Source organism: Catonella morbi ATCC 51271 (genome assembly GCF_000160035.2).
In the GTDB taxonomy this organism is placed as follows: Bacteria; Bacillota; Clostridia; order Lachnospirales; family Lachnospiraceae; genus Catonella; species Catonella morbi.
The window spans coordinates 42438-55445 of the sequence record NZ_KI535367.1; the positions used below are offsets into that span (position 1 = coordinate 42438).

The 13008-nt window shown below is 38.4% G+C and carries 12 protein-coding genes; all 12 read left to right on the forward strand.

Features of this window, described 5'->3' with window-relative positions:
* Positions 1 to 27 precede the first annotated feature (27 nt).
* The 12 genes from rnr to GCWU000282_RS03935 all read left to right on the forward strand — a co-directional run bounded on the left by rnr (position 28) and on the right by GCWU000282_RS03935 (position 13000).
* Positions 28 to 2223: a ribonuclease R gene (gene rnr, locus GCWU000282_RS03880; protein ID WP_023353705.1), complete on the forward strand. Its 2196-nt coding sequence runs from the start codon at positions 28 to 30 to the stop codon at positions 2221 to 2223.
* Complete coding sequence (gene smpB, locus GCWU000282_RS03885) at positions 2216 to 2686, forward strand: SsrA-binding protein SmpB (RefSeq protein WP_023353706.1); 471 nt, start codon at positions 2216 to 2218, stop codon at positions 2684 to 2686. The genes rnr and smpB overlap by 8 nt, the downstream gene beginning before the upstream one ends.
* A gap of 30 nt (positions 2687 to 2716) precedes the next feature.
* Positions 2717 to 3907 (forward strand): AI-2E family transporter, encoded by a 1191-nt coding sequence (locus GCWU000282_RS03890; RefSeq protein WP_023353707.1) that lies wholly within the window; start codon positions 2717 to 2719, stop codon positions 3905 to 3907.
* Complete coding sequence (locus GCWU000282_RS03895; RefSeq protein ID WP_023353708.1) at positions 3908 to 4717, forward strand: mechanosensitive ion channel family protein; 810 nt, start codon at positions 3908 to 3910, stop codon at positions 4715 to 4717.
* 142 nt (positions 4718 to 4859) lie between these two features.
* The gene (locus GCWU000282_RS03900) at positions 4860 to 5585 is read left to right on the forward strand and encodes a TlpA family protein disulfide reductase (protein WP_051384125.1); all 726 of its coding nucleotides are present in this window, start codon (positions 4860 to 4862) and stop codon (positions 5583 to 5585) included.
* 111 nt (positions 5586 to 5696) lie between these two features.
* Complete coding sequence (locus tag GCWU000282_RS03905) at positions 5697 to 6107, forward strand: Fur family transcriptional regulator (protein WP_023353710.1); 411 nt, start codon at positions 5697 to 5699, stop codon at positions 6105 to 6107.
* Positions 6108 to 6507: 400 nt separating this feature from the next.
* A complete protein-coding gene (locus GCWU000282_RS03910; RefSeq protein WP_023353711.1) occupies positions 6508 to 7422 on the forward strand; it encodes a LysR family transcriptional regulator in 915 nt (304 codons plus the stop codon).
* An 80-nt stretch (positions 7423 to 7502) separates the two neighbouring features.
* Positions 7503 to 8069, forward strand: coding sequence for a dTDP-4-dehydrorhamnose 3,5-epimerase (rfbC, locus tag GCWU000282_RS03915; protein ID WP_035039724.1), 567 nt, complete (start codon positions 7503 to 7505; stop codon positions 8067 to 8069).
* Between the two features lie 154 nt (positions 8070 to 8223).
* Positions 8224 to 9261: a dTDP-glucose 4,6-dehydratase gene (gene rfbB, locus GCWU000282_RS03920; RefSeq protein ID WP_035039504.1), complete on the forward strand. Its 1038-nt coding sequence runs from the start codon at positions 8224 to 8226 to the stop codon at positions 9259 to 9261.
* Positions 9262 to 9264: 3 nt separating this feature from the next.
* Positions 9265 to 10221: a dTDP-4-dehydrorhamnose reductase gene (rfbD, locus tag GCWU000282_RS03925; protein WP_023353714.1), complete on the forward strand. Its 957-nt coding sequence runs from the start codon at positions 9265 to 9267 to the stop codon at positions 10219 to 10221.
* Positions 10214 to 11344, forward strand: a complete 1131-nt coding sequence (locus GCWU000282_RS15755; RefSeq protein ID WP_023353715.1) for a CPBP family intramembrane glutamic endopeptidase — start codon at positions 10214 to 10216, stop codon at positions 11342 to 11344. The genes rfbD and GCWU000282_RS15755 overlap by 8 nt, the downstream gene beginning before the upstream one ends.
* A 6-nt stretch (positions 11345 to 11350) precedes the next feature.
* Entirely contained in the window at positions 11351 to 13000 is a 1650-nt protein-coding gene (locus GCWU000282_RS03935) for a putative manganese-dependent inorganic diphosphatase (protein WP_023353716.1), read from the forward strand.
* The last annotated feature ends 8 nt before the right edge of the window (positions 13001 to 13008 follow it).

Sequence of the window (13008 nt, forward strand, 5' to 3'; positions counted from 1 at the left end):
TTTTCTTTTTTTGAGGAGATAAGAAGAGTGAGAAATACTAATAAAGAATATACAAAGAAGATGAAGGAAAGAAGAGAGGTGCTTGAGGAGTTTTTTGCAAGGAAGGACTATATTCCTATGAAGTTTAAGGACATAGCTTCTTTATTTCAGGTACCAAAGGCTGAAAGAGGAGATTTGCAGCTTATATTAAATGATATTATAAAAGAAGGAAAACTTATAGAAAATGGAGAAGGAAGGTATGCAAAGCCTGATTCCGACCTTGTTACAGGAATATTTATGTCTACGGGAAAAGGCTTTGCATTTTTAAGAACAGGAGAGGGTGAGGAGGATATCTTCATTCCGGCTTCAGAAGTAAGCAATGCCTTTGACGGAGATACTGTTACGGTTAAGCTTCTTTCAAAAAGCAGGGGAAAAAGCAGGGAAGGCAAGGTAGTAAAAATAGTTGAAAGGGCTGTAACTACCGTTGTAGGCACCTTTGAAAGAAGTAAAAATTTTGGTTTTGTAGTGCCTGATAATACCAGGCTTAATTCTGATATCTATATACCTAAAAATGGCTGTAAGGATGTACCTAAGGGCTATAAGGTGGTTGCGGAAATCACAAATTACGGCGACGCCAAGCATAGCCCTGAGGGTAAAATTATAGAGATTCTCGGCTCTGAAAATGAAAAAGGAGTTGATATACTTTCTGTTGCAAAGGCTTATGGAATAGAAGAAGAATTTCCTAAGGCGGTACTTGAAGAAGTTAAAAAAGTTCCGTCTAAGGTTATCAGGACTTCTGTGAAAAACAGGCTTGATTTGACAGAAATTAAAATAGTGACCATAGACGGTGAGGATGCCAAAGACCTTGATGATGCGATAAGTGTGTCAAAGGAAGTAAAAAGTGACGGAGAGTTAATCTATCATCTGGGAGTACATATTGCGGATGTTACCCATTATGTAAAGGAAGGCTCTGCACTTGATAAGGAGGCGATAAAGCGTGGAACAAGCGCTTATCTGGTTAATAAGGTAATACCTATGCTTCCTAAAGAGCTTTCAAACGGAATCTGCTCGCTGAATGAAAATACCCTGAGGCTGACACTTTCCTGTCTTATGGATATAAATGAAGTCGGAGAGGTGGTATCACACAGAATAGCAGAAACAGCAATAAAGACAGCACACAGAATGAATTATTCTGATGTAAATGTGCTTATTACGGGCGAAGGTGAGAATTTTAATGAATTAAAAGAAAGATACGAAGATGTATATGAAATGCTTGTGACAGCAGAGGAACTGGCTGGTATTCTTAGAAAGAGCAGGCATAAGAGAGGCTCTATAGATTTTGACTTCCCTGAAACCAAGATTGAAATAGACGATAAGGGAAGGGTTTCTGATATCAAAGCCTATGACAGAAATGAAGCTACAAAGCTCATTGAGGACTTTATGCTGATTGCAAATGAGACTGTGGCAGAGGACAGCTATTGGCAGGAGTTACCTTTTGTATACAGAACCCATGAAAATCCTGATGAGGAAAAAATCAGGGAACTTAGTATTTTTATCAATAATTTCGGCTATAATATAACCAAGAACAGCAAAAAGAAAGCCAAGATTGAAATTCACCCAAAGGATGTGCAGAAGCTTTTAAATAAAATAGCAGGTACACCTGAGGAAATGCTTATAAGCCGAATGACATTAAGAAGCCTTAAGAGAGCTAAGTACACAGTTTCAAGTGAGGGGCATTTTGGGCTGGCAGCCAAGTATTACTGTCATTTTACTTCTCCTATAAGAAGGTATCCTGATTTACAGATACACAGGATATTAAAAGAGAACTTGAACGGTAAGCTCACTAACAAGAGAATAGCTCATTATAAGGGGATTTTAAGTGAGATTGCTCTTCGTTCAAGTGTGTTGGAGAGAAGGGCTGATGAGGCAGAAAGAGAAGCTGATAAGATGAAGGCGGCTGAATTTATGTCACATAAAATCGGTGAAGAATTTGACGGAGTTATCTCAGGGGTTACAAGCTGGGGGATTTATGTAGAACTTCCGAATACCGTTGAGGGAATGGTGAAAATCAGCAGTATAAGGGGGGATTATTATGAGTTTGATGCTGAAAGAATGGAAATAGTCGGAGAGCATACTAAAAAGAAGTTTAGCCTGGGGCAGCAGGTAAGAGTTAAGGTCATAGAAGCAAGTAAGCAGATGAAAACTATAGATTTCAGGATAGTAGAAGGAGAGAAGGATGTCTAAGGATAATTATAAATTAGTGGCTCAGAATAAAAAAGCCACCTTTGATTATTTTATAGAAGAACGCTATGAAACAGGTATTACCCTCGTGGGTACAGAGGTAAAGTCTGTGAGAATGGGTAAGGTGAGTATAAAGGAGTCCTATGTGCAGGTAGATAAAAACGGTGAGGTAATCATCATAGGTATGCACATAAGTCCTTATGAGAAAGGAAATATTTTCAATAAAGATCCGCTCAGAACCAGAAAGCTGCTTATGCACAGGGCAGAGATAAATAAACTGGTAGGTAAGGTAAAGACAGCAGGCTATACTCTTGTTCCACTTAAAGTTTATCTTAAGGGAAGCCTTGTAAAGGTGGAAATAGGTCTTGCAAGAGGTAAGAAGAATTATGACAAGCGTCAGGATATTCAAAAGAAGGATCAGAGGAGAGAGGCTGAAAGAGATTATAAGGTGAAGAATCTGTACTAGAATCTAAATTTACTTAAGAAAGGTATATATATGAATTTTTTTAAGAACAAGATTAATAAAAAATATTTTGAAATTTCAATGTATGTAATTTTTACCTGCATAGTTATCTTTCTTTTGAGCAGGTTCACGGACCAGCTCCCGGCTATAGCAAAGACAACAGGTTCAGCCCTCAAGTGGGTGGGAGCCATATTAAAGCCTGTAATCATCGGATTTATCATGGCTTACCTGCTATTCCCAATGCTTGAAAAGTTAGAAAGCCTGCTTCGGAAAATAAAACCGCTTAAAAAGAAAAAGAGTGTCAGAGGACTTGCAGTAGCCTTGCAGTGGATAATTATTCTGGTTGGCCTGTTTATAGTAGTTTCCCTCTTGGTTTCCGTAATTACAAAGCAGGCAAGGGCAGCTAATTCGGAGGATATAATCGAAGGTATTAAGACCTATGCGAACTCTATTAATGAGCTGTATCGGGAGTTAATTGACAGACTTGATAAACTTAACATTAACTCGGCTGAAATAAAATCAAGTGTAGATACCTTTACGAACAATTTAGGAAAATATATGCTTAATTTATCAAGCCAGCTTGGTAATCTTGCCGGCAATCTGAAAGATGGACTTGCAACAGCTCTTTTTGCATTGATTTTCAGTATTTATTTTCTGCTTGATATGCCAAAGTTAAAAAAATACTGGGGCAGGGTTTTGGGAATTATTCTGCCTGAGAAGGTGAAAACTACTTTGGATACCTTAATTAAAGATGCTGACAAGGTATTTTCGGGCTACATAAGAGGACAGGCTATAGATGCGTTTATGGTCGGAGTTGTGGTAAGTGTAGTATTTTCAATAATAGGTATACAGTATGCCATTGTAATAGGACTGCTTATCGGGCTGGGCAATCTGATTCCTTATATGGGACCGATAGTGGGATACAGCTCCATTGTAATAGTGGGAATAGCAACAAGTGATTATAAGAGCATGGTAATTGCGGCTATAGCCTTACTTATCATACAGGCAATAGACGGAAACCTAATTTACCCAAAACTTTTAAGTACCAGCGTAAATATCCATCCGATGATAGTAATTATCTCCCTTACAGTAGGAGCCAGTATAGGCGGTCTTGTGGGGATGATTGTTGCTGTACCGACAGGTGCTTTGGTTAAGGTATGGTTTGAAAGACTTATAAATATTGCTGAGAAGAAAAATGTGAATAAGGATAATAAGGTTAAGTAAATGGATAAATTTGAGAAAATATTTGATATGTCATTTGAAAAGGCGATGGTCTTTGTGGCAAGACCTATTGTAATCCTGATAATATGTAAAATTGTTGTTACTATTGTACTTAAAATTTTGAACAAAATCTTTGAAAAGTCTAAACTGGACAAGGGTATTCAGGGCTTTTTTAAGCAGTTGATTAGAATATCTATTTATGTAATAGGTATTATTATGGCGGCGCAATCACTTGGGGTCAATACTTCTTCCCTTGTGACCCTCTTAGGTGTGGTTTCTCTAGCCTTTTCTCTGTCCTTACAGAATATTCTCACCAATGTATTTTCGGGAATAATGCTGCTTATAACCAAGCCTTTTGTAACAGGTGATTATATAGAGGTTTCGGGAATAAGCGGAACAGTAACAGGGATAAGCCTTATGCGTACACGAATGCGTACGGCAGATAATAAGGTGGAACTTATACCTAATTCAGATGTGGCTTCGCAGAGGATATCCAATTATTCGGGAGAAACAAGAAGACGGGTGGATATTGAAGTTTCGGCAGACTATAAAGCTCCTACCAGGCTTGTAATATCTGTAATAAGAGATGTGATAGACAAAGATGAAAGAATAGCGAAAGAAGGGGCTTATGCACCAACAGTAAGGCTTTTCAGATTTAATGAAAATGATATTACGTATACAGTTAAGGTTTGGTGTGAAAATGGGGTTTACTGGGATGTATACTTTGATTTGCTTGAGAATATAAGGGAAGCTTATGATGATAATGGGATTGAGTTCAGCTATCCGCATAGAGTGGTGCGTATTGAGAAGTAAATGTGTAAATTTTATGATTAATTTACTTTACCTATAGACAAACTAGGTAAAATTGAGTACAATATGATTGCGAAAAATATTTAGCCATTTATCAGAGAATATAAAGACATTGTAAGTGGCAGAACATTATAACGGAGGTTTTATGAAAAGAAAATTATTTGGACTTATATTGGCTGCTTCTCTGGCAGTTACAGCCTGTTCAGGTACAGCCGGGAACAGTTCCGCATCTAAGAATGACAGCAAGGTGACAAGTGAAACCGGCAGTAAAGCAGCTTCATCCTCAGCAAAGAGTTCTTCAGCTTCATCTGCAGAGGATACTAACAGCAAGGCTTCATCAGTTATGAAGGAAGAAAATACTTCCTCGGCAGGTAAAGAAGAAAAGAAGGAAGAAAAAACTGTATCAGCAGATAAAGAAGAAAAGAAAGAAAAATTCCCTGAATTTAAGACTACAGATTCCAATGGAAATGAGGTAACAGAGAAGATATTTGCTGACAAAGATATCACCATGGTCAATGTATGGGGAACCTTCTGCGGTCCTTGTATAAATGAGATGCCCGAACTTCAGAAGATATACGAAAGCCTTCCTAAGAATGCTAATTTAATCGGAATTACAGCTGATGTTCCGGAAGGAATGAAGGATGGAGTTGACAATATAAAATATATTGAAGAGCAGACAGGTGTTAAATATACTAATTTGGTACTTGATGATTCACTTATGAATTTTACCGGAAGATTTCCGGGAGTACCTGCTACTATTTTTGTAGATAAAGATGGCAATATAATAGGTGACCTTGTGATGGGAGCAAATATTGAGGCATATATTCAAAACTTACAGAAGGTTTTAACAGATTGGAAATATGAAGGTTAAGTTATTGTTCATATAGCTTAACTCTGCCTTGCCGTATTTGCCCAAACCTTGACAAAAATAGCTAATGACAGTAAAATTTTGGTATAACAGCTATATAATCGGGAGGGAACTATGGCAAAGGAGTACAATTCCAAAGGGAAAAACGAAGTTATTGCGTATTTGAAGGCTCATAACGAGCATAGGCTTACGGTAGCGGAGATCCTTGACGGACTTAAAGAAGAAGGAATAAGTATTAATCGTTCCACTATTTATAGAAATCTGGATAAACTTGTTGAAAGCGGTGATATACTGGCTTTTAAAGGTAAGGATAACGAATCGGCTTTTTATCAGTATTCGGGAGAGCATAAAGAATGCAATGAACATCTTCATTTACAATGCAATTCCTGTGGGAAAATATTCCATTTGGAGCATGGCTTTGTGGATGATTTTATGGAACGCCTGCGTAAAGAGTGCAAGGTGGAACTGGATGTGTCTAAGACAATGCTTGTGGGTACTTGTGAGAAATGTTTGGCAAAGGACTGAGAGTCCGAATAATATGGAAGATAAGGCATGGCTTATAGTTATATGGGCTATGTCTTTTTTTAGATTTTAGATTATCTTGCCATTGCAAATAGAGTTTAAAGGTGAAAAAGTTTCTAAACTGTGCTATAATAAAAAAATGTAATTAGCATAGAAATTAAAAAATTAAGGAGATAACCTCCAAATTATTTACTCTTTAGGTCACATCCCCCTTATTCTGAATAGTACAGTAGGATAAAACTGTTTTAGGTATGCTACTATGAGGTGATATTACCCAATATCTGTAAAGTATCATAAATGGGAATCTGTGGCTTAATTATTATGTTTCATAAGATGTTTAGTGAATAATTTGGAATAAAATATTCTTCAAATAGGAGGAACCATATACGAGAGGGAGTAGTTTATGACATTACAACAGTTACGCTACGTAATAGAAGTGGCAAAAACAGGCTCAATGAATGTGGCAGCAAAGCAGCTTTTTGTGAGCCAGCCAAGTCTTTCTATGGCAATAAGAGAACTTGAAAATGATGTGCATATATCTATCTTTGAACGTACTACCAAGGGGGTTGTGATAACTGCCGAAGGTGAGGAGTTTTTGGGCTATGCAAGGCAGATTATCAATCAGGTAGAACTTCTTGAGGACAAGTACATAGAAGCAGGACAGATAAAAAAGAAGTTCGGAGTATCCGCACAGCACTATTCATTTGCGGTAAAAGCCTTTGTAGAGATGGTAAAGGGCTTTGATATGGACAAGTATGAGTTTGCGATAAGAGAGGCAAGGACTTATGACGTAATTCATGACGTGGTTACGGGCAAGAGTGAAATAGGCATACTTTATACCAATGAATTTAATGAAAAAGTGTTAAATAAAATTTTCAAAGATAATCAGTTAGAATTTATCCATCTCTTTACCTGTCAGGGCTATGCCTATCTTTGGAAAAATCATCCGCTTGCAGGGAAAAAAGTTATAGCGCTTGAAGAACTTCAGGACTATCCTTGCCTTTCATTTGAACAGGGAGACAATAACTCTTTTTATTTTGCGGAGGAAATACTTAGCACCTATGATTTTAAAAAGACAATCAAGTCAAATGACAGGGCTACCAATCTTAATCTGATGGTGGGGGTAAATGCCTTTACACTTTGTTCGGGAATTATCTGCGAAGAACTTAACGGAAGTGATTATATAGCAGTCAAGCTTGCGGAAGAAGTGACCATGGACATAGGCTATATAAAGAGAGCGCATATGAATATCAGTGAGATAGGTGAGCTTTATATAGAAGAAATTAAGAAATATGTCGATGGTGAAATGAAATCTTAAGAAATTAACGGCTTTATATATTTCGGGAGAAATGTTATACTGGTAGTCTTAGGAATAAGTAAAAGGTGGAAAATATAGGTATGAATAAAACAGAAACCGGTATTGGCGGTCTCTTTGTGATTGAACCAAAGGTTTTTGGGGATAACAGGGGCTGGTTTATGGAGAGCTGGTCGAAGAAGAAGTTTGAGGAAGTTGGTATAAACTGTGAGTTTGTACAGGATAATCACTCTTTTTCGGAAAAAAAAGGAACACTTAGAGGGCTTCATTTTCAAAAAGGAGAATACTCTCAGGCAAAGCTTGTAAGAGTGTTAAGGGGGAGGGTGTATGATGTTGCGGTAGACCTTAGAAAGGATTCCCCAACATTTTTAAACTGGTTTGGTGTGGAACTCAGTGAGGAAAATAAAAAAGAGCTTTTCGTACCACGAGGTTTTGCACATGGATTTCTCACTCTTACCGATAATGTGGAATTTGCTTACAAGGCGGATAATTATTACAATAAAGAATCAGAGGGAGCTATCCGGTTTGATGATGAAAAAATCGGAGTAGACTGGAAATTAGCAGACTTGGGAGTAGGAGAAGTTATAGTCTCTGATAAAGATAAAACAGCTCCGGGGTTTGAAGAACTGACAGAAGACTGTTTCTTTTAACGATAAGGTGTATAGTGTAAAATTTATCATTTAAGCAGTTGTTATATTATGTGGGTGTCAAGAGGATTTGACAGCAGTTACTACAGGATTGCTACGGCTTTGCTTAGCGTAATCCTTATAAAAATATAAATAAATGCAGAGAAAGGCGAAAACAGTGAAGGTTATAGTTACAGGCGGAGCCGGCTTCATCGGCACCAATTTCATATATTATGTACTGAAAAAACATCCTGAGAATGAGTATATATGTTTGGATAAACTTACCTATGCAGGCAATTTGGCTAATCTGGAGGAAGCTCTTAAAAATCCTAAGTTCAAATTTATAAAGGGAGACATAGCAGATAGAGAGTTTGTTTATAAACTTTTTGAGGAAGAAAAACCTGAGCAGGTGGTAAACTTCGCGGCAGAAAGCCATGTAGACCGTTCGGTTCTGTTTCCTGACGAATTTCTTAGAACCAATATCACCGGTGTGGGCGTACTTCTTGATGCCTGCAGAAAATACGGGATAGAGCGTTTCCATCAGGTTTCCACAGATGAGGTTTACGGAGATTTGCCGCTTGACAGGGAAGATTTATTCTTTACGGAAACTACCCCGCTTAATCCTTCAAGCCCTTATTCTTCGTCTAAAGCCTCTGCAGATATGATAGCCTTGGCTTATCACAGGACTTACGGGCTTCCTGTGACTATCTCAAGATGTTCCAATAACTACGGAGCCTATCAGTTCCCTGAGAAACTGATTCCTCTTATGATATACAACGCAGAGCATGACAAGGAGCTTCCGGTCTACGGTGAGGGCATAAATGTAAGAGACTGGCTCTATGTAGAGGACCATTGTATAGCGATTGACCTTATTCTTGAAAAAGGAAAGTTTGGCGAGGTCTACAATGTCGGCGGTCACAATGAGAAAAAGAACATTGATGTGGTTAAGACTATTCTTGCGGCTACGAATAAGCCTGAAAGCCTTATCAAATACGTAACTGACAGACCGGGACATGACCTAAGATATGCGATAGACCCTAAAAAGATAGGAGAAGAACTGGGTTGGAAGCCTCTTACTCCGTTTGAAAAGGGAATCGAGTACACTATAAAATGGTATCTGGATAACAGTAAATGGATGGAAAATATAATGACAGGAGAGTATGAAAAATACTACTCGGAAGTTTATAGTAATCGTGAAGAAAAATTTGGCAGGTAGAAGATGAGAATACTGGTAACAGGTGCGGAAGGGCAGCTTGGAAAGGCTGTTATAAGAGAATTACTTGGAAAGAAGCAGGACTTTGACTTTAAGCTTATGCTTACGGTCTTTAATGATGTTTCCTGGAATTCCCTGTATAACTGGATGCATGAAAACGGACTTTCAGATGAAAGAGCAGAAATAACAGCTTTAGATATAACGGATTATTACCTGGTTAAGTCCGCCTTAGAAAACTTTATGCCTGATACAGTCATAAACTGTGTGGCTTATACTGCTGTAGATGATTGTGAGGAACACGAGGAAGAAGCAAGACTTGTAAATGAAACAGGGGTGAAGAACCTCGCTTTGGTGGTTAAGGAACTTGATGCATCTTTAGTACATATTTCTACTGATTACGTATTTGATGGAAACGGAACTAAACCATATATGGAAGAAGACACTGTAAGCCCTGTTAGTGCTTACGGAAGAACCAAGACTTTTGGCGAAAAGGCGGTTTGTGAAAATCTTGACAAATATTTTTTGGTAAGAACAGCTTGGTTATACGGAGAAGGCAAAAACTTTGTAAAAACTATGCTTGCACTTTCTGAAAAAAACAAAACCTTACGTGTGGTTTCAGATCAGACAGGTTCCCCTACCAGTGCTGCGGAACTTGCAAGATTTATAATCTATCTTATAAGGACTGATAAGTACGGAATCTGGCATGGAGTATGTGACGGAAGTACGAGCTGGTATGAATTTACAAAAGAAATCATGAGACTTTCAGGGAAGACAGAAATAGAAGTACTACCTATCAAGTCTGAAGAGTATAAGACAAAGGCAAAACGCCCTCATTACTCGGTACTTTCCAATGAGAAGCTGCACAAAGAAACCGAGTTTAAGATAAAGTCTTGGCAGGAGGCTTTGAAGGAGTATCTGTCGTATCATAAAATCCAAAAGAAGAGGAGAACAGACATTGAATAACGAAAATAATAATAACGAGACCGTAGAAAAGCTTGAACAGGCTGCTGAAAGTCTTGAGGATGTAACTTCTAAACTTAAAGACCTGGCTTCTAAGATGGAAGAAAAAGTAGAAGAAGTGAAGAAGGAAGAGGGACTTTTAAACAAGATACTTGCAAAAAAGACATTTGGAATATTAGGCTGGGCATTCTTTGCCTTTGTAGTAGTCAGTACCGTTACTCAGCAGTTAGCAGTTACCCTTACTTATATGTTTGGTAGCAGCGGAGAAAAACTTTCGGGGTTAGCTACCTACATTATATCATTTTTACCGCTGTATCTTATAGCATTTCCGATACTGCTTTTAATAATTAAAAAGCTGCCTAAGGATGAATCAGGTAAAAACAATATTGATATATTGACTTTAATTAAGTGTTTCTGCATGTGTATAACAATTATGTATGTAGGAAACGTAATAGGAACAGGACTTTCTTCGGTTATAGGCAATATTTTCGGTAAAACATCAAATAATAACCTGGCTGACATTATAATGAATACAGACCTGACCGGCACTGTTATATTTGTCGTAATTCTCGGACCTATAATGGAAGAGATTGTATTTAGGAAAATACTTATAGACAGGACTGTAAAATTTGGGGAAAGAAATGCGATGTTTCTTTCGGCACTTTTGTTTGGATTATTCCATATGAATTTATTTCAGTTCTTTTATGCTTTTGGAATAGGACTTATTTTTGCATACATTTATATTAAAAGCAGAAAAATCGGTTATTCGATAGCTTTTCATATGATAATTAATTTTCTGGGTTCAGTGGTGGCGATACAGGTAGCCAATAATTTTAACGAAGATGTAGTTACTAAGCTTCAGAGTGGCGATCCGAAGCTTGTTGCCGCAGCTTTAACACCCGGAGTTATACTTTCAGCTATATATGCCCTTGTAATGATAGTGGTATTTTTTGTTGGTCTGGCACTTCTTATTGTAGGCAGAAAGAAGATGAAGCTTGACATAGATGGTGCACCATTTACAAGAAAAGAAGAAAAAGGTTTAGTTTATGGAAACTATGGTATGGCATTTTTTATAGCTGCCTGCCTTGTAATGATGGTACTTACAACAATGGCACAGCTAAGTTAGGAGAGTATGAAAGAAGAAAAAGTGATTTATGTAATCGGACATAAGAATCCGGATACCGATTCAATCTGCTCGGCCATATCCTATGCAGAGCTTAAGAATCTAACTTCTAATGGGATTAGGTATGTTCCGAAGAGGGCAGGACAGATAAATGAGGAAACAGAATATGTTCTAAAAAGACTGGGTATAGAACCACCCGGCTATATGCCTGATGCCGGTACGCAGGTAAAGGATATGGAGATTCATGAGACTCCGTTTGCTGATGCAAGCCTTACTATAAAGGAAGCCTGGGAACTGATGATGGAGTCTAAGGCGGCATCCTTACCTATAACTGACAGCGAGGGACATCTTGAGGGTATCATAGGTGTGGGCGATATTGCAAAGTATTTTATGGGAAATGCTGATGAAAATATTCTCTCAAAGGCAAGAACCCAATATAAGAGAATGGCAGAAACCCTTGACGGAAGACTGGTGCTTGGCAATGAGCATGGATATTTCATAAAGGGAAGAGTTATTATCGGTACAGATGATCCTAAGCTGCTTGCAGCCAATATGGCGGCAGATGATCTTGTTGTACTTGGCAACAGAAAGGATACCCAGCTTGCGGCTATAAAGGCTGATGCCAGCTGTATAGTTATAAGCGGCGGGAATACAGCCGATGAAGACGTAATAACCGCAGCTAAAAAGAAAAGCTGTGTAATCATTGAAAGCCCAATGGATACCTACACTATAGCTACTCTTATAAGCCACAGCATACCTGTCAGGTATCTTATGAAATGTGAGGGTATAGTTACCTTTCATACACATGATTTTACGGATGCAATCAAGGAGACTATGGGTAAGTACCGCTATCGTGACTTCCCGGTTATAGATGCGGAAGGGCGCTGTCTGGGTACTATTTCCCGAAGAAACCTCATCAATGTGAGAAGAAAACAGCTTATATTGGTAGACCATAACGAGCGTACTCAGACGGTAGATAACATAGAAGAAGCAGAGATTTTAGAGATAATTGATCACCACAGGATAGGTTCTCTTGAGACTATGGGGCCGGTTATGTTCAGGAACCAGCCGGTGGGCTGTACTGCGACCATTATTTATCAGATGTATAACGAAAGAGGAGTGGAGATACCGAAGAAGATAGCCGGTCTTCTTTCTGCGGCTATTCTTTCGGACACTCTTATGTTCCGTTCCCCTACCTGTACCAAGTTTGACCAGGAAGCGGTTACGGTTCTTGCAAAGATTGCGGGCATAGAGATAGAAGACTTTGCAAATGATATGTTTATGGCAGGCAGTAACCTTTCGGGAAAAGCACCTGAGGAGATTTTCTATCAGGATTTCAAGAAATTTATGGCAGGGGAAATAGCTTTCGGTGTCGGACAGATTAACTCTATGGATGCCAAGTCACTTGCAAATGCAGAGGAGAAAATCAGACCTATTCTTCAAAATGAATGCGGTAAAAACGGTATGTCAATGGTATTCTTTATGCTTACCAATATAGTGGAGGAGTCAACCAAGCTCCTTTGCTTCGGTGACGAAAGTGAAAGGATTGTGGAGAAGGCCTTTGATGTGAAGATATACAAAGATGCGGCTGTCCTTAAAGGAGTTGTATCCCGAAAGAAGCAGCTCATCCCTACCCTGATGGGGGTATTTAACGCTTAGGTAGCTTT

Bases quoted from the DNA above. Each gene is read 5' to 3' on its own strand.
- smpB (WP_023353706.1), top strand. From the start codon at position 2,216: ATGTCTAAGGATAATTATAAATTAGTGGCTCAGAATAAAAAAGCCACC.
- GCWU000282_RS03890 (WP_023353707.1), top strand. From the start codon at position 2,717: ATGAATTTTTTTAAGAACAAGATTAATAAAAAATATTTTGAAATTTCA.
- GCWU000282_RS03895 (WP_023353708.1), top strand. From the start codon at position 3,908: ATGGATAAATTTGAGAAAATATTTGATATGTCATTTGAAAAGGCGATG.
- GCWU000282_RS03900 (WP_051384125.1), top strand. From the start codon at position 4,860: ATGAAAAGAAAATTATTTGGACTTATATTGGCTGCTTCTCTGGCAGTT.
- GCWU000282_RS03905 (WP_023353710.1), top strand. From the start codon at position 5,697: ATGGCAAAGGAGTACAATTCCAAAGGGAAAAACGAAGTTATTGCGTAT.
- GCWU000282_RS03910 (WP_023353711.1), top strand. From the start codon at position 6,508: ATGACATTACAACAGTTACGCTACGTAATAGAAGTGGCAAAAACAGGC.
- rfbC (WP_035039724.1), top strand. From the start codon at position 7,503: ATGAATAAAACAGAAACCGGTATTGGCGGTCTCTTTGTGATTGAACCA.
- rfbD (WP_023353714.1), top strand. From the start codon at position 9,265: ATGAGAATACTGGTAACAGGTGCGGAAGGGCAGCTTGGAAAGGCTGTT.
- GCWU000282_RS03935 (WP_023353716.1), top strand. From the start codon at position 11,351: ATGAAAGAAGAAAAAGTGATTTATGTAATCGGACATAAGAATCCGGAT.